At 58.4% G+C, this 23,707-nt stretch carries 16 protein-coding genes and 4 pseudogenes; 4 read left to right on the forward strand and 16 right to left on the reverse strand.

The features are described from left to right. Positions 1–3 precede the first annotated feature (3 nt). The 13 genes and pseudogenes from CIT37_RS35035 to CIT37_RS35095 all read right to left on the reverse strand — a co-directional run. Positions 4–1,422, reverse strand: a pseudogene (locus CIT37_RS35035) (Kae1-like domain-containing protein); the annotation flags it as partial. Positions 1,423–1,780: 358 nt separating this feature from the next. Next, positions 1,781–2,910 (reverse strand): IS3-like element ISRj2 family transposase gene (locus CIT37_RS35040; protein WP_085967575.1). Its coding sequence is split into 2 segments (ribosomal slippage): positions 1,781–2,658 and positions 2,658–2,910, totalling 1,131 coding nucleotides; the frame shifts between segments, so codons are not numbered across the junction. Between the two features lie 37 nt (positions 2,911–2,947). After that, positions 2,948–3,301, reverse strand: a complete 354-nt coding sequence (hypB, locus tag CIT37_RS35045) for a hydrogenase nickel incorporation protein HypB (protein WP_011084543.1) — start codon at positions 3,299–3,301, stop codon at positions 2,948–2,950. Next, entirely contained in the window at positions 3,247–3,549 is a 303-nt protein-coding gene (locus tag CIT37_RS35050) for a P-loop NTPase family protein (RefSeq protein WP_014497976.1), read from the reverse strand. Before CIT37_RS35050 ends, hypB begins: the two co-directional genes overlap by 55 nt. A 209-nt stretch (positions 3,550–3,758) precedes the next feature. Next, positions 3,759–4,100, reverse strand: coding sequence for a hydrogenase maturation nickel metallochaperone HypA (hypA, locus tag CIT37_RS35055; protein WP_011084541.1), 342 nt, complete (start codon positions 4,098–4,100; stop codon positions 3,759–3,761). After that, entirely contained in the window at positions 4,093–4,440 is a 348-nt protein-coding gene (locus CIT37_RS35060) for a nickel-dependent hydrogenase large subunit (RefSeq protein WP_231088540.1), read from the reverse strand. Before CIT37_RS35060 ends, hypA begins: the two co-directional genes overlap by 8 nt. Positions 4,441–5,275: 835 nt before the next feature. Next, positions 5,276–6,132: pseudogene (locus tag CIT37_RS40240) on the reverse strand (hydrogenase expression/formation protein). 572 nt (positions 6,133–6,704) lie between these two features. Beyond that, complete coding sequence (locus CIT37_RS35070) at positions 6,705–6,995, reverse strand: HypC/HybG/HupF family hydrogenase formation chaperone (protein WP_011084536.1); 291 nt, start codon at positions 6,993–6,995, stop codon at positions 6,705–6,707. A 2-nt stretch (positions 6,996–6,997) separates the two neighbouring features. Then, positions 6,998–7,596 (reverse strand): annotated as a pseudogene (locus CIT37_RS35075) (hydrogenase maturation protease HybD family protein). 34 nt (positions 7,597–7,630) lie between these two features. Continuing rightward, entirely contained in the window at positions 7,631–8,323 is a 693-nt protein-coding gene (gene cybH, locus CIT37_RS35080) for a Ni/Fe-hydrogenase, b-type cytochrome subunit (protein WP_014497983.1), read from the reverse strand. 4 nt (positions 8,324–8,327) lie between these two features. Beyond that, a complete protein-coding gene (locus CIT37_RS35085; RefSeq protein ID WP_011084532.1) occupies positions 8,328–10,118 on the reverse strand; it encodes a nickel-dependent hydrogenase large subunit in 1,791 nt (596 codons plus the stop codon). Positions 10,119–10,131: 13 nt separating this feature from the next. Beyond that, positions 10,132–11,223, reverse strand: coding sequence for a hydrogenase small subunit (locus CIT37_RS35090; RefSeq protein WP_011084531.1), 1,092 nt, complete (start codon positions 11,221–11,223; stop codon positions 10,132–10,134). A gap of 645 nt (positions 11,224–11,868) precedes the next feature. Beyond that, positions 11,869–12,480 (reverse strand): molybdate ABC transporter permease subunit, encoded by a 612-nt coding sequence (locus CIT37_RS35095; RefSeq protein ID WP_011084530.1) that lies wholly within the window; start codon positions 12,478–12,480, stop codon positions 11,869–11,871. Between the two features lie 1,107 nt (positions 12,481–13,587). On the opposite strand from CIT37_RS35095, the gene dctA reads away from it, so the two are divergent. Then, a complete protein-coding gene (dctA, locus tag CIT37_RS35100; protein ID WP_011084529.1) occupies positions 13,588–14,904 on the forward strand; it encodes a C4-dicarboxylate transporter DctA in 1,317 nt (438 codons plus the stop codon). A gap of 122 nt (positions 14,905–15,026) precedes the next feature. Here the strand turns inward: dctA and CIT37_RS35105 are convergent. Both CIT37_RS35105 and CIT37_RS35110 read right to left on the reverse strand, forming a co-directional pair. Further along, positions 15,027–15,787 (reverse strand): IS5 family transposase gene (locus tag CIT37_RS35105; RefSeq protein ID WP_244611264.1). Its coding sequence is split into 2 segments (ribosomal slippage): positions 15,027–15,448 and positions 15,448–15,787, totalling 762 coding nucleotides; the frame shifts between segments, so codons are not numbered across the junction. A gap of 75 nt (positions 15,788–15,862) precedes the next feature. Further along, positions 15,863–16,926, reverse strand: a pseudogene (locus CIT37_RS35110) (IS630-like element ISRj1 family transposase). An 880-nt stretch (positions 16,927–17,806) separates the two neighbouring features. Between CIT37_RS35110 and CIT37_RS35115 the strand changes: the two are divergent. The 3 genes from CIT37_RS35115 to CIT37_RS35125 all read left to right on the forward strand — a co-directional run bounded on the left by CIT37_RS35115 (position 17,807) and on the right by CIT37_RS35125 (position 21,627). Beyond that, entirely contained in the window at positions 17,807–20,476 is a 2,670-nt protein-coding gene (locus tag CIT37_RS35115) for a PAS domain-containing protein (RefSeq protein ID WP_011084527.1), read from the forward strand. Then, entirely contained in the window at positions 20,473–21,156 is a 684-nt protein-coding gene (locus tag CIT37_RS35120; RefSeq protein ID WP_071916610.1) for a response regulator transcription factor, read from the forward strand. The genes CIT37_RS35115 and CIT37_RS35120 overlap by 4 nt, the downstream gene beginning before the upstream one ends. Before the next feature lie 84 nt (positions 21,157–21,240). Further along, positions 21,241–21,627, forward strand: a complete 387-nt coding sequence (locus tag CIT37_RS35125; RefSeq protein ID WP_014497989.1) for a response regulator transcription factor — start codon at positions 21,241–21,243, stop codon at positions 21,625–21,627. Between the two features lie 797 nt (positions 21,628–22,424). On the opposite strand, the gene CIT37_RS35130 is transcribed toward CIT37_RS35125, so the two are convergent. Further along, the gene (locus CIT37_RS35130) at positions 22,425–23,693 is read right to left on the reverse strand and encodes an IS256 family transposase (RefSeq protein WP_161966262.1); all 1,269 of its coding nucleotides are present in this window, start codon (positions 23,691–23,693) and stop codon (positions 22,425–22,427) included. Positions 23,694–23,707: the final 14 nt, after the last annotated feature.

Here is a 23,707-nt window from a genome sequence, read left to right on the forward strand (position 1 = left end):
CCCGGCGGGCGGCTGTTGAGCAATCTTTAGAGCCGCAATCCAGGCCTGGCCGAGGCTCAAACCGCCGTCATTGGGCGGCAGCCGTCGCGGTACCAGGGGGGTAAGACCGGCATCGCTGCACCCCCGCGGGATTTTGTCCGCCAGCACCGCGTTCAGGAAGCAGCCGCCGCTCAGAACCACGGTATTGATGCCGGTTGTCCGCGCAGAGCGTGTGACCCAGTCAACGCAGGCAGCGGCTAACGTGCCATGAAACAGCCCGGCTCCTCCGGCAGCGTCAATGTCATCAGCAATCAAACGTGAAAATAGCGGACCAAGGGACAGCACGCCGCCCTCGATCGTCCAGCCGGCTTCCAGAATCGTAGTACCCCGCACCAGCGCTTCGAGCTTCAACGCTGCTTCGCCGTCATAGCTCTGCAGATTCGCAATACCTAGCAGCGCCGCTGCCGCGTCGAACAACCGTCCCGCACTGGTCGTGGTGGTCCCGCCCGGCTGATCGAGCAAGTCCGACAGACAGCCGGCTTGCCGCTGCGCGGCAAAGCGCTGCCCGATTTCGTTACCCCGGCCGAGCCCGTGTAATACTGCGCTGGCCATGCGCCACGGCTCGCGGGCTGCACGATCTCCACCCGGTATCTGCAGGGGCGCTAAGTGCCCGATGCGCTGGGACGACGTCTCTTCGCACAACAATAATTCGCCACCCCAGTTACCGCCGTCGGAGCCAAAGCCATGGCCATCGAGCACCAGGGCAAGCGCAGGTCCCGCATGGCCGTGCTCAGCGATTACTGCGGCAGCGTGTGCATGGTGATGCTGAACCGCGACTATCGCGCGAGCATTTGCTTCCGCAAACCGGGTAGAAGCCATATCGGGATGCAAATCATGGGCGACGGCGACAGGCTCCACGCCGAGGCTCGATGTGAGGTGCCGGATCGTCTTCTCGAACGCACGGATGCTTTCGGCCGTATTTAGATCGCCAATATGCTGAGAGACGAACGCTTGGTCGTCCCGCGTGATGGTGACGGTCGACTTCAGTATCCCGCCGACGGCGAGCACGGGCGGGACAGACCTTGCAAGCCGAATTGGCTCGGGAACATAGCCGCGAGCACGACGGATGAATTGGTCCCGGCCAGCGGCCACCGAAACCACGGAATCATCAGCGCACGCCAAGATATCGCGATCATGGGTCACGACCAGGTCGGCGACCCCCTTGAGCTGTCTCAACGCCTCCACGTTATCGATCAGCAGGGGTTCGCCGTAGAGATTTGCACTGGTGACAACGATGACCGGGCCAGCCTCTCCACGCTGCGGCAACGCGGCAATAAACTCAGACGTACGGTGCCCCTCGACCTCGATGAGAACGCCCTCGGGACCATTGATGACAAATCCCGCCAATCCGTACCGCATGGCTAGTCCATAGACGTAGGGACGAAAGCCAACCCCTTGCACTGCTCCACTCACGCGCACGCGCAGTCGCTTTCGATCGCAGGTGGCTGCGGCGCTCATCGCCTTGCGTCCTCTAAGGCGCGCCTCTGACGGCGCGCCTGCCTGTTGATCCAGGCGTAGAGCGCGCCAAAGCCCTCGCCAGTACGAGCCGAAACGACAAGCACGTCAATCTTTGGGTTGACCCGTCTGGCATACTCAGAGCTGGCCCCGGTTGTTTGGACAGCGCCGCGCTGGATTTAAGTGGATTCCTGCCGGGTTATGCTGAACGCGGGGCTTTACGATTTTGTCGTTGCGTCGGGAGGGCGTAGCCCGACCAGAGCGACGACAAAATCGTCGGCGACGGTCATGCGGCCATCACCATAGCTTGCGTGCCGAAGTAAGCCTCGTCGGGCGTGCGCCCGTCAAGGCTCGAGTGAGGGCGTCCCTGATTGTAGAAGGCCAGATACTTGGCAATTGACGCTCGCGCCTCGGACACGCTGTCGTAGGCGCGGAGATAAACTTCTTCGTATTTGACCGTGCGCCAGAGCCGCTCGACAAACACGTTGTCGCGCCAGGCGCCCTTGCCGTCCATGCTGATGGCGATCTTCGCGTCCAGCAGCACATCGGTGAACTCGAGGCTGGTGAACTGGCTGCCCTGATCCGTGTTGAAAATCTCGGGTCTGCCGTGCTTCGCCAACGCCTCCTGGACCGCTTGGACGCAGAAGGCCGCCTCCATTGTGATCGAGACGCGATGGGCCAGGACCCGTCGGCTGAACACATCGACGACCGCCGCGAGATAGACGAAGCCACGCCGCATCGGAATGTAGGTGATGTCCATTGCCCACGCATGGTCGGGCCGCTCGATCTTCAATCCGCGCAACAGGTACGGGTAGATCTTGTGACCCGGAGCCGGCTTGCTCGTGTTCGGGCGACGATAGACCGCCTCGATCCCCATGCGCTTCATCAGCGTCGCGATGTGGCGGCGACCGGCGTATACCCCCTCCCGCCGCAGCAACGATCGCAGCATACGCGCTCCCGCGAAGGGATAATCGAGATGCAGCTCATCGAGCCGACGCATCAAGGCAAGGTCCTCGGCCGAAACTGGCCGAGGTTCATAGTAGACCGTGCTGCGAGCCAGCTTCAGGACCTTCGCCTGGCGCACGATAGAAAGATCATGACCGCGGTCGATCATCGCTTTGCGCTCAGCAGGCCCGCCTTGGTGAGCGCGCCGGACAAAAAATCGTTTTCCAACGCCAGCTCGCCGATCTTGGCATGTAACGCCTTCAAATCGACCGGCGTCTCGGCCGATGTCTTGTCATGCCCAAACACGCCGGCGGCGCCTTCCAGGAGCTGGTTTTTCCAGATCGTGATCTGGTTCGGATGAACATCAAACAGTTGCGCCAGCTCCGCCAGTGTCTTGTCTCCTTTGACCGCAGCCAAAGCAACCTTCGCCTTGAATGCCGGAGAATGCGTCCGGCGGCTCTTCTTCGTCATCTTCGCTCCTGATTCGCAGCAAGAATCCTCGCCGCTGTCAGGCAGAAAATCCACTCAAGCTACTGTCCGAATTTGCGAGGCCAGCTCTCTCGATGGTCTTTTCCAAATCGAATTCAAGCAGCGGCGCCAGATCGATCTTGTTGATCACCACGAGGGATGAAGCAGCAAACATATCAGGACATTTGAGGGGCTTGTCTTCACCTTCCGTAATCGAGAAAACCACGATCTTGCAGGCCTCGCCAAGATCGAAGGCAGCGGGACAGATCAGATTACCGACGTTCTCGATGAAGAGAATGCCGCCTGAAAGCAGGGGCAAGCGGCGATAAGCTCCGCCGATCATTGCAGCATCGAGATGACAATTCTTGCCGGTATTGATTTGAACGGCTGGCACGCCGACAGCCTGAATACGTTCAGCGTCGTTCGAGGTCTGCTGGTCGCTTCGATGACACCGACCGGGCGGCTGCGCTTGAGCTCGGACGCGGCACGGACCAGCAGCGTCGTTTTACCTGCACCGGGACTGGATAAAAGATTAAACACGAGAACGTCATCGGCAAGGAAGAGGGCCCGGTTGACCGCCGCAATCCCATTATTCTTGCCCAGGATATCGCGCTCGATCTCGATGACCTGCTTTCCGCTCATGCCCCCGACCCTTGAATCAGCCGAGCCGGCGCCGCCGCTCGGAAGCGGCTGTATGCCATGTGCCTGATGGTGGGCCGGCCGGCGAAGAGGAGAATGGCCATCGCAAGAGTCCCGCACATGGTCATTGTATCGCTCGTGGCTCTTCGCATCATTTGTCCTCGAGTGTTTGGTCGTCGGTGTACCTTCCGTGCAGCCGCAAACGGTACACATCAATCGATCTCCAGCGCTTTCACGCGCATCTGTTCGCCCGCGGTTACCTGCAACTGATAACTGCCGCAGCAAGGACAGCAATCACCCCGGCGTGCAATTTCAACGCTCTTCGAACAGCTCATGCACCAGGCAACGCCCGGTAGTTCAACGATATTAAGCGCGGCGCCTTCGGCAACGGTCCGCATTGCAGCGACAGCAAAGCAGAACCTGATCGCTTCAGGCGCGGCATGACTCAGCGTTCCCAATTCCAAACAGACGCTCCGCACCCGCGAAGAGGATCGCTCCCGTACCTTCTCCTCGACGATCTGAATGATCCCCATGCAAATGGCCATTTCATGCATCGTGAAATTCACGAAAATTGAGAGTGAACCCGACGCACGGATCCAGCGACGCAATCACCGCGTGGACTGCATCACAGCGCCGCGGAGCTGTCAGCACGGCGCCCTGCAGGTTCCGTACAAGCGGTCCGCGCTTATGGAAATTCCACTCCGTCGGCGCCAGGAATTCGAAGCGAGATATCCGGCCGTGAGCGTCAAGCTCAACAGCGTGGTAGAGACGTCCCCTGGCGCATTCGACCGCGGCACGACCGGGCCCAAGCTTATATCTTTCGATAATCCCATGCTCTGCGGTATCCGGCTGAGCGCCGGCCTCAAGCCAGGCACATAGCCCGGACGATTTCAACTATTCTGGCCATCAGCCGCTCGGCCGCACCGAAGGGTCTCAGCAAGAACCGATCCCGGGTCATTTGGCGCGCCCAAGGACCCGTCTCGGGCACATGTCCTTCCAGATCCGGACAATCGCAAAACGTCGAATCATCCCCGAGCAATCGCTTCGCGATGTTGAAGTCGTCAGCAGCGGACAGGAACGAGTATGCTGCCGGAGCCGACTTCAAGCCGGCCTCATGAAGCGCCGCGACGCGAAGCGACAGTGGGCTGCCGGACCTGAGCGCGCGTCCCTCATTCGGTACGCCCAGCGCGGCCAGCGCCGCCGCGATCCGCGCTGTTGCTTCCCGTTGAGGGGGGGCACGAGGCTCGCTGGGCGGAGCGAACAAGCGCTGACAATTCCGACATCAGGGAGCGGATTGCTGCCGCACTGGCGACCTCTAGCGTGAGATGTCCGGCAAATAGGCCCCGTGCCAAATCCATGATGCGCTCGGTAACGATCAGCGCAATACGATGCTGTTTTTTTTGCGAGGGTGATCACTTCGTCGCGCGCCGTTTCGATCGCGGTCAACAGTGCGGTTTGCTGCGCAGCGGCACATAACGCGAAGAGCCGCGGCACTGCGTTGAGCAGTGACGAGGCCTGCTTTCCGGCGAATATCCGACCCAGCGGCGGCCGGACTCGCGGCTGGATCTCGACCGAGGCGACTACGTCGGCAGCTAGCAATACGCGGACATGGATTTTGTTGCTTGCAGTGAGGTTCATGCGCAATGCTGCCCCCTCCCCCCGCGCAAGCTATGATCCATCCGAAGGCGCCGTCTGTGGGATCGCAACTGATGTCGAGTGCCCGAGCGCATCATGTGAAGTACGCCTCGAGAATTTCCTGCACGCGTCCGGCAGAGTCCTGGAAATCCTCGTCGGCAGCCAACGCAACAATCGGCACGCCCCCGACCTCCACCGTATCAAGGATGATGTTGTCCGTAGAATTGAAGAACTGCACGGACCAAACATTCCTAGTCCCGGTCGCCTGCACTCTGCAGGCACCGTAGCCCCGCAACATGAGTTGGACGGGTCCGTTGCCCAAGCTTTGCTGCAGGAATGTCAAGTCGACAACGCTCATTGGCAGTAACGTCAGATTGATGACATGCGCATTCATGCAAAATTGCCAGACGCTGGCCCGCTCGCGTATTTCGGCCAGCACCGGTTGAACGTTCATCGCGCCATCCGGCGGCGTGTCAATCAGAAGTTCGGTTGATGTCAGGTCAGTTGCGGCACGCCGGACAATCTGCGGAATCGCTCCAACCTCGACATATTCGTGCGCCGGTTCGGTTCCGATGCGCACGCGCCAGATTCCGGCATGCACGGACTCCCGGATTTGTGCCAAACTGCCGTCCGGCAACGCAACCACCCGGTCACCTCGCCTTCCCCGAGCAATTCGTCAATCAGCTTGCGCTCGGCATCGCTGAAATTTGCGAGTCCGTACAATTGTGTCGGATCACCGCTTCTCTGACCCCCAACAGCAGCAGCGACATTTGACATTAGCAGGGCAGCGTTCGGATACTTCCTTGCACGTTCGTCGCAAACCCGCCAAACGCGATTGACAAGCGCACTTGTCGCGCCGCGATAGAATACATCGAGAGTTCCAGAACCTGTGGTAAAGCCGCTCGCCGCGCGGCCGGCGCCGCCAGATACAACGGGGATCGCTGCTTTCACGATGCGATGTTCCATTGTCTGTGTCGAGGGGTATTGCACTTGCCGGCGTCGGTGCTGCCGGCGAGTGCCCAAAGGATCGGTGAGGAGATGCGGTTGATCGTGAGCAAACGATCCGGTCTCTTGCCGATCAGGCAGAGTATATTGTTCCTCGGGGATAGGCGCGGCGTCGACAGTCTACGCTGGCCGGGCCGGCCGGTCAGTGTGCCACCAGGGCCGCGCGAGGGTGCTTCACTGATCCGCAGAATATGTAGGGGATCAGCCGCCGGCAGCGGCATCAAGGTCGCCTTCCTGGGAACGTGCGCGACCAGGCGCGCATCGGCGCTAACGCCCTCCACGTCGTCGGACGGAGCGGGCCGTGTCAGAGCATGCTGAGCCGGCTGCAACTTCATCACACTCCTCTCTGATCATGATCGGTTCTGCCAGCATGGCGGTTAGCAAGGCGCATGCCAATCATCTCTAGGTGCGCGAGTCGCGTTCGACCCAACGGCGTAGCGCCTGACGTTGTCCAAGCCGATGGTCCTGCGACTGGAATCCGGTCTATGAACCCCAGCCGGTGCAAGGGAGCGGAAGCGCTAGCGTAGGTGCTCCGGCAATTGCGGCTCGTGACCGATCAAGTCCGCAAAGAAGCGATCGCAGCTCTGACCGTTGAGGCTGGCCTCAAGCCCGTCAAGTGCTTTGCAGATCAGCCTTGCTTCGTTTTCGTCCAGGAGCCGCACTGCGCTGTCGATATGAACGAGCACCTTGGCGCCGGCCCGTACATCAGCGAGCAGCACGACGGAGATGCGCCGCTGCTCATTGCCATACTCGCATAACGCGGTGACACCGTCGGTCTCGACAATCGTCATTGGCAAGCCAAGGCACATAATCAGCCGCAGGCCGCTAGATCGGCTCTGCCTTTCATTTCATAATTCGCATGGTCAATATTGTTCGCCAACAGCCGTTCTGATGCAGGCAGCGGCGCACTCCGCGGTTTTGCCGGCGAGTCCCACTGCTCTAGGAGCTTACAGGCCAGTCTAATCGCGGGGGGAATCTGAAAGCGCACCGGCGCGGTCAGCGGACCGCCCCAATTCTCCAGATCCATCGGCTGGCAGCCGATAAGAGCGAGCTCTCGCGGGCGGCGGCCAAGCAAATCGGCCGCGCTCAAGACCTCCTGGAAGCCCATCTGATGCAGGCTCACCTTCTTGGCCCCCGTGAATTTTGGCACTTCGTCATCTCGTACAAGCTCCAACTGCCCGGGCAGCAATCCATAGTCGATGGCGTCGAACACGATCAGGCAGTCGGCCCCCTCAAGAAAACTAACGAGGTAGAGCCCCTGGGTGCCGCCATCGAAAACGGTGACGTATCATCGACCGCGTAGCTACGATGAAACTCCTCGACCGCACGCACACCGAATCCCTCATCGGCCCACAGAATATTGCCAATGCCGAGCACCAAAATCCGCTTTTTCTCTGTTGAATTGAGCATCCGCTTCCCAGTCAATCGCCAAACCAATGCTCACCTACTTGATAGAAGGGAAGCTGCGGCGCGACACGACGTCGTCCCAGAGCACCGCGTAGATGTGGACCAGCGCGAACATCACGATCACCCACAGGCCGAGATGATGCCAGGTGTGAAAGTCCTGGCTGTTCGGCCAGAGTGAAAACACCCAGCCGAACACCTTGTACTGCCAGCTGTCAGTACCGGCACCTTGCCCGTAAAGTGCAAAGCCGGTGACGACCATGAACGTGATCGTCTGCGTAAACATGAAGAACATTGCTAGCTGAGCAAGGCGGTTGTGCCCGAGGCCCCTTTCAGGCTCAACCGCAAGGAACGAATACCGGCGAATCTCGTGGTGCAACTCCCGCCAAAAGCACCGGCGCCAAAGCGGCACGCAAAAGATCTGCATGGCGTGCGCGTTTCCCATCAAGGCCCAGTAGATACGCAGAAGAAAGCCGGCGCTGAGTACATATCCCGCCGAGAAATGAGCAAAGCGGATATAGCCGAATAGAAAACCGCCGCTTGCCATTCCCCATATCGCCGGTGTCCCGGTTCCAATAAGATAGCCTGTTAAACTCAGTACCAGAATCGCGGCTGCATTAGCCCAATGCCAGAGTCGCACCAGCGCATAAATGTGGGCGGTGCCCCCACGGATGCTGCGACCAGCCAGTGCCGCATCGGCGGCGGCAAGAAACTTCTGAGCCCTGTTCCGCATGGGCCTAACGAACTCTAATTGAGGCCATTTCTTGACCCTCATGACTCATCACGTGCGTCGAGCAAGCCAAGCACGGATCAAAGGAGTGGATGGTGCGCAAAATCTCCAACGGGCGCTGCGGATCGGCCATCGGAGTGCCGATCAGCGAAGCTTCAAAAGCGCCAATATTGCCGCTTGAATCGCGAGGAGATCCGTTCCATGTCGTCGGCACGACACATTGATAGTTGTCAATCTTAGCGTCCTTGATCGTAATCCAGTGCCCGAGCGCACCGCGAGGCGCCTCAGTGAACCCGTAGCCTTTGGCTTCCTTGCGCCAGGTTTCCGGCCTCCACCTGCTGATATCGGCAGTTGCCGTGTTGCCCGCCTTGATGTTGATTACCAGCTTATCCTGGAAATGGCGCATCTGATGCGCCGCCCATTGGCATTCGAGCGCCCGCGCCGCAGTACGGCCAAGGGTCGAGAACAGCGCAGTCACGGGAAGATTGAGCCCCTTGAGCAGTCTCTCGGCGGGCTCCTTGAACTCGGCTTTGCCTTGCGCATAACCGATAATGTATCGGGCCAACGGCCCAACCTCCACGGCGCGGCCGCGCCATCGCGGCGCTTTGATCCAGGAATATTTGCCGCCTTCGTCGAGTTCTTTAATATCTGTCTTGCTGCCTTTGAGTTTTGGCCCAAGTTCAAAACTCGGCTCGGTGATACCATCCCAGGGAAGCAGTCCGCAGCAATGGCCGGGGTATTTATACCATGAATGCGCGACGAATTCCTGGATCTGTTCGGGATCACCATGGTCGATCGGCAATATCTCCTTGAGATTGCCATCAAGAATGACCCCGCGCGGCAGCTTGAAACTCTCGCCGGAACAGTCATTGGCCTTTTCGGGGATATCGCCATAGGACATCACGCTTTTGCTCGAAAGACCGCCGCCGTGGAGCCAGTCCTTATAGTACGAAAAGATCGCGGCAATGTCGGGCAGATAGACCTGCTCGACAAACTCGATCGAACGGTCGATGATGGAGGATATAATGTTCAGTCGCTCCATGCCGATTGCGCCCACCGCTCCGATTCCGTCGATGTTGATCGCGCACGGCACGCCGCCCACCAGCCAATTTGGATGCGGGTTCTTGCCGCCATAAATCGCTTGGGTTTTGACGATCTCCTTCTGGAAGTCGAGTGCTTCAAGATAATGAGCTACCGCTATCAGGTTCGCTTCCGGTGGCAGTTTGTAGGCCGGATGCCCCCAATAGCCATTCTTGAACGGACCGAGTTGCCCTGATCCGAAGAATTTGCCGAGCCGGATCTGTAGATCCTTGAAATAGCCAGGGGATGACAGCGGCCAGGGCGAGATAGATTGCGCCAGTGTAGAGGTCGACTTGGGATCGTCCTTGAGGGCGGAGACCACGTCGACCCAATCCAACGAATGGAGGTGATAGAAATGTACGAGGTGATCATGCACGAGCAGGCACAGCTGCATGATGTTGCGGATCGAATTTGCATTCTCCGGAATCGTAATTCCTAGTGCATTTTCAACCGCGCGCACGGAGGTGAGCGCATGGGTACCGGTGCAGACCCCGCAAATCCGCTCGGTGAACGCCCATGCGTCGCGCGGATCGCGCCCACGCAGGATGACTTCGATGCCACGCCAAATCGTCCCGCTTGAGACTGCATTGCGGATCACATTGTCGGAATCGAGATTAGCTTCGATGCGCAGGTGGCCTTCGATGCGAGTCAGCGGATCGATAACGATTCGCTTGCCGGAACGATCGAGATTGAACCCATTCGGCGTCTGGACGGCCACCGTCGTTACCTCCTCAACTCGGCTTGCCTTTGTGGGCAGGGCGATCCGGCCGGTGCCTCAACCGCTTCGCGGCGGTGACCGCCGCGTGGGCAGCGACCGCTAGCCCCACCACGCCGGCAGCGGCCATGCCGATCTCGTCGGCGTTCTGCTCGATGCCGAACTGCTTGATGGTCGTGAGTCGGTCGTAAAATGACCCTTTATCCCAGAAGCCATCTTCGGAGCAGCCGAGACAGCCGTGGCCGGATTGAATGGGAAATGAAACGCCGCCGTTCCACCGAAGGGCCGAACAGGCATTGTAGGTGGTTGGTCCCTTGCAGCCCAACTTGTACAAGCAATAGCCCTTGCGTGCGTTGGTGTCGTCCCACTCTTCGACGAATTGACCAGCGTCGAAATGGGACCGCCGGTAGCACTTATCGTGAATGCGCTCGGAATAAAACATACTTGGACGCCCTTGGTGATCAAGCTTTGGAAGCTTTCCGAACGTGGTAATGAAAGTCACGAGGCCGCTCATGACCTCTGCGATCGGCGGGCCCCCGGGCACCTTGATGAAGGGCCTGTTGGTGATTAACTTATCGATCGGCACCGCGCGAGTCGGATTTGGCTTGGCCGCCTGCACGCATCCCCAGGACGCACACGTGCCCCAAGCGACGATCGCCATGGACTCTTCCGCCATCGACGTGAGCTTTTCAACGAACGGCTTGCCGCCGTCAATGCAGAACATGCCACCCTCGTTCAAGGGCGGGTTACCTTCAACGGCAAGCACATATCCGCCTTTGTACCTGGCACGGGTTTCCTCCAGGATGGCCTCAGCCTGGTGTCCTGCCGCCGCCATGATCATATGGTCATAGTCGAGCGAAATCATCGACAGCAGCGCGTCCTTGATCAAGGGATGAGCCGAGCGGATAAAGCTTTCCGAGCAGCAGGTACACTCAAGCCCGTGCAGCCAGATGACGGGCACTCGCGGTTTGGTTTCCAGGGCGTGCGCAATACTGCTTGCACCAAGCCCCAAGCTCGCGGCCGTGAAACTGCAGAATTTAAGGAAACTGCGACGCGTGATACCCTGTCGTCTGATCACGCCGTAGAAGGTTTCCGTTGCATCACCCATGAAACCTTCCAAGCGAGTTGTCGCCAGCGTTACGATTGGTGATGTTCGGCAAGAAACAAGCCAGCAGAGCGAAACACCTGAAAGATAACAAGCCACCGCTTTAAGATTTTCGGCTTGTCGAATCCGGCCAGCGTCCCAGAAGCTAGGCCATTGATCTGCTACGCTATTGGTGTCCAGTTTTCGACGTCGATGTGAGCACTTTAACAAATCAAGCCGATCGTTCACCGCTGAAGGGAACTACGCTCCTGCAGGCGGCACTCATGATGCCGATTGTTGAATAGAATTGGTTCAGTCGACGGGCACCACATTGCCCGGCCTCAATCAGACTTGCCGATCGCTGACCAACGGTGCGTTAAAGCGCTCATAATCGAACCTAATGCAGGCAGCACGTACCAACGCGGTTGCCGAGCAAGGAACAGAGCCCGCAAGGGACTGAGAATGTGGTGCGCACGTTGGCTTGACTTTAGGTCTGATTTGATCCGATCTGCCCCTGGTTCCAAGGGGCTCGTCGCCTACGGGGCTGTGCGCGGCGACAGGCTGGACGTTTAGAGCGATCGCCCTGGCAAACCTAAGATGATTCGTTGCCTCGCCCGGTACAATGTCTGTCGATGATGGCTAAGGTGAAGATTGTCGCAAATGCGAACATCACCATACCAGCGGCAACCACACTTCCTCGTGCCAGCGCGGCTCTTGGACGTAGTCCACGACATAGGCCGACAACACCTTGGTGCGTCCAGGAATATTTCCGCCGATCATCATCACGACGCCGAATGTGCCTATCGTGTGAGAAAATCCAAGCACGGCCGCTTTAACGAGCTCCAGTCGCGCCAGCGGTGCGATGATAGCAACGAAGCCATACAATGGCGAAACACGCCCTGTCATTTCCAACGGGTGATCGCCAACCGCAAGAAAGGCGTTACGTATCGGCTGCACGACCAATGGCAGCGCCGAGAGCACCGATCCGACCACGATCCCGACGAAGGTAAGAGCGAGCGTGCGCTCGCCCCAGAAAGAGGCGAGAACGCCGCCGGGTCCGTCGGGGCCGAGCAGAACGAGTACGCAAAAGCCGAGAGCCGCTGGGGGTAGTACCAGCGGAAGGGCAATTAGCGCAGCGACAGCCTCGCTCAGAAAAGTCTTTGAACGCGCCAGCCACCAGGCGAGGGGCACACCAATCACGAGGAGGATCACGGTCGTCACGCTAGCGAGCTCTATCGTGAGCGCAATGGATTGCGAGATCTCTGACGAATCAAAATCCATGTGCGTCAGCCCGCCAACGAGCGCAGGTCGCCGTATCGCGATAGTGATTGCCTGCACGTCGGGCTGCCCAGCGATGTGGTGCGAATAGCCATTTGTTCGTGCGGCAGCTCGCTCTGTCCCCCAAATTTACGCGCACCGTTTCTGCGAGCAAGAGCAGCATCGCAAGGCTCATCGGCAACTCCTGTGACAAGTCCGCTTCGTCCCACCCGACGGCGGCAGCTTCTCATTTGTCATCAGCAATTCGAGTGCCACGTGCGAACAGCGGCGGCGCTATGCTTATGTGAAAGCACTTTGCGTAGACGCCGACGTCACCGTGGAGTGGACCTAACGCTTTGTCAGGTTTCTGGCATCTTTGTTTCCAAGCGGACAGCAACAGCCGCCCAACGAAAACGGCAGACTCGACTCGAGAAATGCCTGTTTGGTTTGTCGGCGGCTCAAATCCCGTGCTCGCAGGGCCGGTAGCTGAACCGATCGCAAGAAGCCTGCCGGTCGGCAGCTACGCAAACGAAGTAGCTGAAAACTCGTCGTAAGGCTGGTTCGGCGACGCGGCAAAGGCGCGAGGGGCCGCGAGCGACGGCCGCTCCCCTGACCGGCTTAGCTTGCACATCGTCAGCACAGGCGTGGAGACAAACGCCGCGTCATCGACGAGATTGGCCGCTTGCGGAAAAACGCAGTCATCCATCAGAGGTCCTACCCGGGCAACGCAGCTCCTAGCCAGACTTCCATTCGGTAAATTCGTTCAATCCAAAATAGCAATTTTACCAACTGCACGTACTGCTGCACGATCTCAACACTCCAGCATTCCGCTAATGCGCGCTACGCTGCAGCCTAATGTTCGACCTTGCGAACACGGCTAAGAGCACTCAAGCCGATGCCACCGAAGGGAGGCCATTGTCCGCGACTTTTTAGTCCGCCGCAGTTTGGGATTTGGTGCATATCTTGCTTAGCGAGAAAGGACAACGCAACTAAACGCCTGCCTTTGGAAAGACGCGCCGGCTCTCGGACGCGTCTTCAATCGCGCAAGGCTATAATGATTAGTCTCGTATGACACTGTCGCCTCTCACCGAGCCGCGGCACACATTCGAGTATATTCGGGAAGGAAGCGTCATGACCACCATGGCAACCGCGGCGCCTGTGCGCGCGTCGCAAGCTTGGTATAAGATACTCTACGTCCAGGTGCTGATCGCAATCCTAATTGGCGCCATGGTTGGCTGCCTATGGCCGTCTGTCGCCACAAACGACTGGGTCAAGGCGCTCGGTGATGGGTTCATCAAGCTCATCAAGATGGTGATCGCGCCCATTATTTTCTGCACCGTCACGTCTGGCATTGCGCATATTCAAGATGCCAAGAAAGTCGGGTGCGTCGGCGTCAAGGCGCTGTTCTATTTCGAGATCGTCTCCAGCTTTGCCTTGCTGTTGGGCCTTGCCATGGGCAATCTGGTCCGGATTGGCCATGGCCTTGCGGTCAAACCGGATGCTGCGGCGGTCGCCAATTACGTCAAGCAGGCGGAAGCCTCGAAAACCGTCGACTTTATTCTCAACATCATTCCCGATAGCGTGGTCGGCGCCTTCGCTCGCGGCGATGTTCTGCAGGTTCTCCTGTTCGCGATCCTTTTTGGCTTCTCGCTGATGGCGTTGGGAAAGCGTGGCGAGCGTCTGCGCGGCATGATTGACGACGTCGCGCACGCGGTGTTCGGGGTAATAGCTATTGTAATGAAAGCGGCCCCGATCGGCGCCTTCGGCGCCATGGCTTTCACAGTCGGCAAGTTCGGGCCCGCAGCACTCGGCAATCTGATCGGTCTGATCGCGCTGTTTTACGTGACTGCTGCCCTATTCGTAGTAGTCGTGCTTGGTCTGATCGCCCGCCTCGTCGGCTTTTCAATCTTCAAGTTCCTTATCTATATTAAAGACGAGCTTCTGATCGTGCTCGGTACTTCATCCTCCGAAAGCGCGCTCCCTCAATTGATGGAGAAGCTCGAGCGGCTGGGCTGCTCCAAGCCGGTGGTCGGGCTGGTGGTGCCGACTGGCTACTCCTTCAACCTTGACGGCACCAATATCTATATGACACTTGCAACATTGTTCATTGCCCAGGCACTCGGTGTCGATCTCAGCTTTGGCCAGCAGCTCACGATCCTGCTAGTAGCAATGCTAACTTCGAAGGGAGCAAGCGGCGTCACCGGCGCAGGCTTTATCACGCTCGCTGCGACATTATCGGTAGTAAACCCAGCTCTGGTGCCGGGCATGGCAATCGTGTTTTCTATCGACAAGTTCATGAGCGAGGTGCGCGCCCTCACCAACATCATCGGCAATGGCATCGCGGCTGTGTTCGTATCCTGGTGGGAAAGCGAGCTCGATCACGTGACGCTGCAGACTCGGCTCAACAAGTCCACCGCTTCCACTACTATCGACACTACAAGCACATGAGGTAGGTCCCGGATCTGAACCGCCGCCATTCGGACACGAATACTCCCCCTGCGCTCTCCGGCGCACAGCATTATTCCGCGCCGCAGCCAGGGCAGCTGCCCCTGAGAGGCTAGGGTCCAGACTCAATTGAGCCAATATGCGACGAGAGCGGCGAGATGAACAGCGGCCAAAAAATTACGGGCGAGCTTGTCATATCGCGTGGCGATGCGCCGGAAGTCCTTGAGCCTGCAAAAGCAGCGTTCGATGACATTTCGTCCTTTGTAGGCGCGTTTTTTGAAGCGATGGATGACGACACGGTTAGATTTATTGGGGATTACGGGCTTGGCGCCACGACGAATGATTTCGCCGCGAAGCTTGTCGCCATCATACCCTTTGTCGGCGAGGAGCACGCTCATGGGTGGCGCGAGCGCCAGGACATCGGGAGCCGCAGCGATATCGGCATCCTGGCCTGGAGTCAGATGCAGGACGACCGGCCGGCAGAGCGGATCGCTCAGCGCATGGATTTTTGTCGTGCGGCCTCCGCGCGAGCGGCCGATTGCTTGATTGTGCTCCCCCCTTTTCCGCCGGAGGCACACCGGTGAGCTTTAATCGAGGTCGAGTCGAGCGACAGTACGACGCCGTCTTCGCCAGGCTTGGCCAGCGCTTCGAAGATTGCGCACCATCGTCCTCGCTTGGCCCAGCGATTGAAGCGATTGTAGATCGTCGTGTAAGGGCCGTATTCACGTGGACAATCACGCCATCGTGCACCCGATTGCAGCATGTGAATGATGCCGCTGACGATGCGTCGGTCGTCGTCCCGATCCGGCCCCGTCAGTCCCCTCGGCAGATGCGGTTCGATACGCGCCCATTGCCTGTCGTTCAGCCAAAACAAACCAGCGCGCATTCTCTCGCCCCCGAATCAACACGTAGGCAAGAGAATCACGTGGCGCTATTTAGGTACAGACCCTAGTACCCGGAATCAGAGCTGAGTGATACGGCGGCCTTTGAAACGGCGTTGACGGACCTTTTTCTTGGTCCAGACGAAGGGCTCGGCTCTGTCGTTGTATGCGTTGACGTAGGCATCGATGTGTTCCTGAAGCTGCTTGAGGCTCGTGAAGGAGGTGCCGCTGAGCGACTGCCCCTGCAAGATGGAAAACCATACTTCGACCTGATTGAGCCATGACGCACTTGTCGGCGTGAAATGAAATTGCACGTTGGGGTGGGCCTTGAGCCAGTCCTCGTTCTTTTTATGGGTGTTGAGGTTGTCGAGGATGACGTGAAGCTTGCGGTTCGGAAAAGTCGCGGTGACGCTGTTCATGAAATCGAGAAACTCGACGCGGCGCCGGCGTTTTGAATGGGTCGCGATGATCTTTCCGGTGGCGACTTCGAGCGCCGCAAACAATGTTGTGGTGCCATGCCGCTTGTAATCGTGGCTTTGGCCGGTTAAGGCGCGGCCATTGGGCAACTTCAGATAACCCTGCGCTCGCTCCAAAGCCTGGATCGAGGGCTTCTCGTCCACGCACAGCACAATGGCCTTCGCCGGCGGCGCGACATAGAGGCCGACAACATCGGCGGCTTTGGCCGTAAAGTTCGGGTCGTTGCTCTCGCACCAGGACTTGCGAGCCACCAGGTCAATCTTGTGGCTGCGCAGGAACCGCCAGACATATTGGACATCGACATCGCCCAGCGCCTCGGCCAGCAGGGGGCCGGTCCAGCGCGCAAACCCTTGCGGTGGCGGCTTATCCAGCAGCTTCAGAATCCGCTTGTCGGTCGTCTTCGTATAGATCGGCTGCTTGCCAGGCCGCGGCTTGTCTTGCAGCCCTTCAAGGCCATGGTCGGCATAGCGATGCCGCCAAAGGCTGACAATCCGCGGCTGGACCCCAACTTCCTTGGCGATCGACCGGGTGAGCGCCCATCCGCCGCCAACAGAACTATCCGCGCCCGCTTCAAATCGCGCTGCAACGTCACCGGTGAGCGACAGCACGCCTCAAGCACCTTGCGATCTTTCCTCGAAAGGTGGACTTCTCTTGCTTCGGGTATCATCCCGACCTTGAATCACGACTCACTTTCCAAGAAAAGTGGGTACTAGCGAGAAAAGAGGCAGGAGCTTTTTCAGGGTTTCGCTTTCGCACTCAAGGGCTACCGGCCATCTGAACGCTTGTGCAACATTTTTGCCAAGCCGATGACGGGACTGACGGACTAGGTATTGGTCCGCCTACGAAGATCCATATGCGCGTCGCTCCACTTGCCTCACGCGATTAAGGACGACGTAGGGATCCTGCGGACGCAGCTTGTCGTTCTCGTTACGATGCGCGCTGCGTTAGCAGAGAGCATGGTGGGTGTGATCAGCGTGAATGGCACTCGACAAAGCCGTGGCGAGTCATACGAGGCTGCCCTGCGTTCTGCGACGCCGCTCGCTTCCAGCGGAACCAGTTTTTCGCAGCTAAAGCGCGATAAGATTGGAACGAATCATCATCGCGCGTAGGACTCGCGCGACTTCGGCTTCTGTGTCGGCAGGCGAACTTGCGCTTTCTTCGCGGGAGCGGCTGTGTCGGGGAGACGAGTCATTGGGCAGCTTTTTTCTGATCCTTGCCGGTCCGGAGGCGCGCCTTCGAACCTATCGGCTGAACTGAAACCACTGTCCTCATTCCGCGGCCTAATGGGGCGCATTGGCCGTAGGCTCGAGCGATGCGCAAAAGCGGACGTTTCAGCTTCGACTAAAGTCGCGTCAGCGACACCTACTGAAGGTTTAGGACAAATATACGTATGTTTATAATGCGTTTTTTCCCCGCGCGTGCTGAGTTCGGCAGCCGATGATCGATCTTGCACACGCTATCATGCGGACCCAAGTGTTCAAGATTGCCTCATTTTTGCCTAAAATGCTATAGCTCTCCCGCCGGATAACAGGCCGGACGGTCTCAAAATGTATAGGATCAGCAGTTTCAAACGTTCAGCCCCTCAGTTGACCTTGGGCAGCATAGCGCTAGCCGCGGTTACACTGACTTGCGTGTACTTTCAGGCGCATTTCGCCGCCGCGGCGTTCGCCTATTTGTTAGTAGTCTTACTATTTTCGTTGATGGGCAGCTTCATTGCTTCATCAGCGCTTTGCATCGTCGCAATCGCTGCTCTCGCATACTACTTTGCGCCGCCGGCGTTTAGTTTACGAATCGATGATCCCCGCGATGTTCCTGTGGTTGTTGCATTTCTTATTGTCTCTGTTGTCGGAACGTACCTGATTGGAAAACTCCGCCAGGAAAGAGAGGCTGCACGTGTGGCTGCGGCCAAGCTTCAGCGGAGTGCCTCGGATTTGGAGGATCGTGAAAAACGGTGGCGCGCAATTTTCGAGCACAATCCAGCCATGTACTTCATGGTCGATGAGGCCGGCATTGTCCTCAACGTCAATACGTTGGGCGCGACACAACTGGGATTTGCTTGTGCAGAACTATTGGGCCAATCCGTGCTCGACGTATTTCTGGAGGAGGATCGCGCATTCGTCCGCAAATGCATTCAGACGTGTCTTGAGGATGTTGGACAATCGCGCACTTGGGACGTCCGGAAAGTCAGGAAGGACGGTTCTGTATTGTGGGTGCGTGAAAACGCCAAGGCCATGCTTTGGGCCGGCGACCGCCCCGTCATCCTCATGGCGTGCGAAGATATTACGGAGCGCAAGCAGACCGAGCTTGCGCTGCAGCGGAGCGAAGCGCATTTGGCTCACGCGCAGGAGTTGAGTCATACAGGCAGCTTCAGCTGGAACGCCTCTACCGGCGAGGCCTTCTGGTCTAAGGAGACATTTCGGATTTTCCAAATCGATCTTCAGACGACACCGGCGCCACAACTCGTCATTGAGCGCACGCACCCAGATGATAGGGCTTCTGTCAAAGAGATTATCGATGAAGCGATGCGAGACCTGAGGGATTTCGAGCACGAGTACCGGCTGCTGCTACCTGACGGCTCCGTGAAGCACATCCATGCGCAGGCACGAGTCACGCGAACCGCCTCTGGTGAAATTGAGTTTGTTGGGGCAGCCACCGATATTACGGCAGCTAGGCGAGCAGAACAGCAGTTGCGCCGAAGCGAGGCCTATCTGGCCGAGGCTCAGCATCTCACTCACACAGGCAGCTGGTCCTGGGACGTCCACACACGAGATTTCGTTTATCGCTCCGCTGAGGTCGACCGCCTGTTTGGCTTTAACCCACAAGAGCCGGTTTCGCTAGAGACTATTCGATCGCGCATCCATCCGGAAGACTTGCCAGGGTTGCAGGAGGTGCAGCGTCAGGCGATTGACCAGGAGCACGAACGGTTCGAATATGATTTCCGTGTTATTCTGCCAGATGGCGGGATAAGGCGCATACACTCCGTTGCACACGTTGTCGTCGGCAGCGATGGTAATGTCAGCGAGCTGATCGGAACACATATGGATGTTACCGAGCAACACGCAGCTAGGGAACGCTTGGAAAACACGCTTGTAGCGCTGCGCGAGAGCGAACAGCGCTTTCGCGACTATGCCGAGACTGCTTCCGACTGGCTCTGGGAAACCGGGCCAGATCATCGGGTCACTCACTTGTCCGAGCACACCAGCGCTGCGGGAATTTTGGCGACAGGGTTAACGGGCCTGCTTCGCTGGGACATCGCGTGCGACATGGAAGAAGAACCGGAGAAGTGGCGTCAGCATCGGGCGACGTTGCAGGCACACCTGCCGTTCCGGGATCTCATCTACCGTACCGTAAATAGGATGGGATCTCCGATCTACGTCCGCACGAGTGGCAAGCCCTTCTTCGACGGAAACGGAAATTTTTTGGGCTATCGCGGCGTCAGCACTGACATCACCGCTACCATTCGCGCTGATCAGGCCGAACAAGAGCTGCGAAAGGCACAGGCGGAGCTTGCACATGTGACGCGTGTAACGACCTTGGGAGAAATGACAACTTCTATCGCCCACGAGATAACCCAACCACTCGCCGCTATCCTCAGCAACGCCGATGCGTGCCTCGGCTGGATGGCTCGCGATGTTCCCAATCTTGCAGCCGCGCGCTCTTCAGTCGAATGGATCATAGAAGATGCAATCCGGGCAAGCGAGGTGATCCGTAGTATTCGCGCACTCGCGAAAAAGGGCGAGATCGAGATGGTGCCGCTCGACATTAATCAGGTGGTTAGGGACGTCAGCGCGCTGGTAACACGAGAGCTGGTGAGCCACCAAGTGACGTTGCGAAGCGAGTTGGCGTCTGCGCTGCCTAGGGTCCTCGGTGATCGAATTCAGCTACAACAAGTGATCATCAATCTGGTGATGAACGGAATCGAGGCCATGGACGCAGTTACAGACCGGCCGCGTGAACTTCTGATTCAATCATCTACGGACGATCTGGGGTACGTGCAGCTTTCCGTGACCGATTGCGGCGTCGGGATCGCCGAGAATGACGCGGACCGCGTCTTGGACCCCTTCTTCACCACCAAATCGAGCGGCCTAGGAATGGGCCTTTCGATCTGCCGGTCGATCGTGGAAGTTCACGGAGGACGAATTTCAGTGGTTCAGAAAAATGGACCGGGCGCGACGTTCCAGTTTGCCCTTCCGCTGCATAAGGAGGCCATCTCGTGACAGGACGATTTGACTGGAGAGGCCAAGGCGGACATGCCGAGGCTTCGACGAAGGCAATCGTCTTTGTCGTCGAGGATGACATCTCTATGCGTCGCTCGCTTACGAACCTTTTTCGATCGGTAGGCTTGGAGGTCGTGGCGTTCGGATCGGCCCGTGAAATGCTGCAGAGCACAATGCCGGACGTCACAAGCTGTCTAGTTCTTGATGTCCGGCTGCCGGGCCTGAGCGGCCTTGACTACCAGACCGAGCTCGCCAGGTTGAACATACACATCCCAATCATCTTCATTACCGGCCATGGCGACATTCCCATGACCGTCAGGGCCATGAAGGGAGGCGCGGTCGATTTCCTCAGCAAGCCCTTCCGCGATCAGGAACTGCTTGATGCCGTCGTTGCGGCGACCGAACGCGATCGCAAAAGACGAGAAGCTCAGCGAACCGTGGCGAACCTGAAATCTCTATTTGAGACCCTAAGCCCGCGAGAACAGGCAGTGATGAAACTGGTCGCGACGGGGCTGATGAACAAGCAGGTAGCCGCCGAACTTGGGCTCGCCGAGATCACCGTCAAGATCTACCGGGGACACGTAATGAAAAAGATGCGTGCCCGCTCGCTGGCTGACTTGATCAGAATGAGCGAGACGCTCGGAATTAGCGCCAATCACACTGAACAAACCCAAGTATGATTTTACAATTCCATCACTTAAGCCCACTTTCGCGAAAGTGGCTGACGGTTTGGCAGCCGCTGTACTGCGTCGGGAGGGCTCATCTTGTCCACGCCTTTGATTTCCGTCGTTGACGACGACCCCTCGGTCCGTGCGGCGACAGAAAACCTTTTGAAATCGCGTGGCTACGTCGTGCAGATATTTGCCTCGGCCGAGGCGCTCCTGCGGTCGCCGCGGTTGAACGAGATATCCTGCGTCATAACTGATGTGCAGATGGCAGCGATGAGCGGGCTGGAGCTGCTGGCAGAGATGCGGACGCGTGGTTACCAAGCACCCTTCATTTTCATTACAGCTTTCCCCAACGAGCGCGTACGCGCGTCAGCCTTGGACGCCGGAGCGATCGGCTTCCTCGCCAAACCATTCGGCGTACAAGAGTTACTCAAGTGTCTCGACAGCGCACTGCAGGCATATGGCGACCGAGGCCGCATCTGATTCGATCAACTGCGCGTTCTTGTCCGATCTAACGACGATCACGCACCGGGCAACCTCTTTGCGGCCGGAACCGCGACCTGCCCTAACGTTATTAGGAGCTAATTCTTGCCCGCCAAAGCATTACCGGCTACTGTCGGCTGCAAAACAACCTTTGACCTTGCGAGAGACGGAGGGTACGCCGGCTCGATTCATTCCAGGTCGTGATCAAAGTAATGCCGGCCCAGAGCGATCAGCGCCCCTAGCATTTAACTCCACCTGGAGCGAAGCTATATGCTCCATTGCAGAGCGGTTCCCGAGAGCGCTCGGCAAGCACGAGATTGGTTGTGCTCAGCCCAGCCGCGGTGACGACGAAATGGAGCTTCGCCAGGACGCCCCTCATGTCTTGGTCACCGCTTTTCCGGTGAAAGCGCTTTGAACGATGCCCAGCCCAAGGAATTGTTACGTCCGCTGACGCGTGCGGGTTGGACTTGTCTATAGGGCCGCCGCTTCGTTATCGATTCCCAGCGCTCCGGCTATCGTCAAGCTCCCACATCATGTGTGGCAGACCTCTGGTCCAACCCGTCAAACGTGCTCGGCGCAACACGTCCCCACCACGGCCGGGCTATCACACAGGTGTCCTCGCCGCAGCGAGCATCGGCAGCAACTGGTTTGTACTGTAGCCCCCAATTTCTTAGGGCAAACAAATCAGTCAGCAACTGCTAAGCTAAGGAGGACCGAGGAGACAGCATTGATGTCTCCTGTGTCAGAACGTAACCTAAGTTCGTCTGAGCTATGCGGGATTTTGGGTGACGAGGCGATCAGGCGGCGTGGTTTTCCGGCACTTGGATGACCTCGATGCCGTTTTCGAATCTGACACCTGCGATGACCTTCGGCAACTGATTTGTGCCTTTCAGCCGCCGCCAGGTCTTTGATGCGGCGCAGAGCAGCTTGAACACCATCAACTTGGCAGTCGTTGACGATAACGAACCTTTCGTGCGCACCGTTCTGTGCCGGACCGTCGCGAACACGCTTTCGATGGGATTCGTCGTCCGCAAGTGGTCCCAATGCTCGGCGGGGAATTCGTAGAACGCAAGCATTGCGTCGCGATCTTTCGTCAGGCACTCGACCGCCTTGTCGTACTTCGCTCCGTATTTCTCGGCAAAGACATCGATCGCCACTTCGGCCGAAGCTCGGTTGGACGCCAAATAGACCTCGCGCAGATCCTTCTTCATGCTGGCCTGTACCGACACTGCGACTTTGTTCAAGATATTCGCGGTTTTGTGCACCCAGCACCGCTGATGTCGCGTGGCGGGAAAGACCTCGTCGAGCGCCTTCCAGAAGCCGAGCGCGCCGTCACCGACGGCGATTTCCGGGGCGATCTTCAGCCCACGGGTTTTCGCCTCGACGAGCAGTTCGTGCCAGCTCTGCGTGCTCTCGCGCACGCCGACCTGGAAGCCGATGAGTTCCTTCTTGCCTTCCGGCGTCGCGCCGATCAGCACCAGCATGCATTCGCTGTGGTCTTCCATGCGAGCCTGCAGGAAGACGCCGTCCGCCCACACGTATACGTACCGGCGCGCCGACAGATCGCGCTTCTGCCAACGCTCGTACTCGAGCTGCCACTCCGTCGTCAGTCTGGAAACCACCCCCGGAGAAAGATTCGGCGCATCCTTGCCCAAGAGCGCCGCCAGCGCCTCCTGGAAGTCGCCCGTCGAGATGCCTCGCAGGTACAGAACCGGCAAAAGTGCATCCAAGCTCTTCGTGCGCCGTGCCCACAACGGCAGGATCGCCGAGGTGAAGCGGATCCGCTCGCCATCGCTGGTCACCGCGCGATCGCGAATCTTTACCCGGGCGACTTCGACGGCGCCGATCCCCGTCTGGATCGTCCGCACTGGACCATGGCCGTGCCGCACGAGGCGGTCGCGGCCATCGGGACGCTTCAAGCCCTTCATCGCGGCGAGAAACGCCTCGGCTTCCATCTCGACAGCCTGCGCAAGCAGCTGCCGAGCACCAGATCGCAAAATATTCGTCAGTGGATCGTCGATCTCATCGGGCTGACGCAGTGGGACAATGTTGCTATGCTCGTTCATGGCGTATCGCTCTC

The organism is Bradyrhizobium ottawaense, assembly GCF_002278135.3.
Lineage (GTDB): Bacteria > Pseudomonadota > Alphaproteobacteria > Rhizobiales > Xanthobacteraceae > Bradyrhizobium > Bradyrhizobium ottawaense.

Excerpts from the sequence above, each read along its gene's own strand:
- CIT37_RS35130 (WP_161966262.1), bottom strand. The coding sequence starts at position 23,693 with ATGAACGAGCATAGCAACATTGTCCCACTGCGTCAGCCCGATGAGATC.
- cybH (WP_014497983.1), bottom strand. The coding sequence starts at position 8,323 with ATGCGGAACAGGGCTCAGAAGTTTCTTGCCGCCGCCGATGCGGCACTG.
- CIT37_RS35115 (WP_011084527.1), top strand. The coding sequence starts at position 17,807 with ATGTATAGGATCAGCAGTTTCAAACGTTCAGCCCCTCAGTTGACCTTG.
- dctA (WP_011084529.1), top strand. The coding sequence starts at position 13,588 with ATGACCACCATGGCAACCGCGGCGCCTGTGCGCGCGTCGCAAGCTTGG.
- hypA (WP_011084541.1), bottom strand. The coding sequence starts at position 4,100 with ATGCATGAAATGGCCATTTGCATGGGGATCATTCAGATCGTCGAGGAG.
- CIT37_RS35095 (WP_011084530.1), bottom strand. The coding sequence starts at position 12,480 with ATGGATTTTGATTCGTCAGAGATCTCGCAATCCATTGCGCTCACGATA.
- CIT37_RS35070 (WP_011084536.1), bottom strand. The coding sequence starts at position 6,995 with ATGTGCCTTGGCTTGCCAATGACGATTGTCGAGACCGACGGTGTCACC.
- CIT37_RS35050 (WP_014497976.1), bottom strand. The coding sequence starts at position 3,549 with ATGAGCGGAAAGCAGGTCATCGAGATCGAGCGCGATATCCTGGGCAAG.
- CIT37_RS35090 (WP_011084531.1), bottom strand. The coding sequence starts at position 11,223 with ATGGGTGATGCAACGGAAACCTTCTACGGCGTGATCAGACGACAGGGT.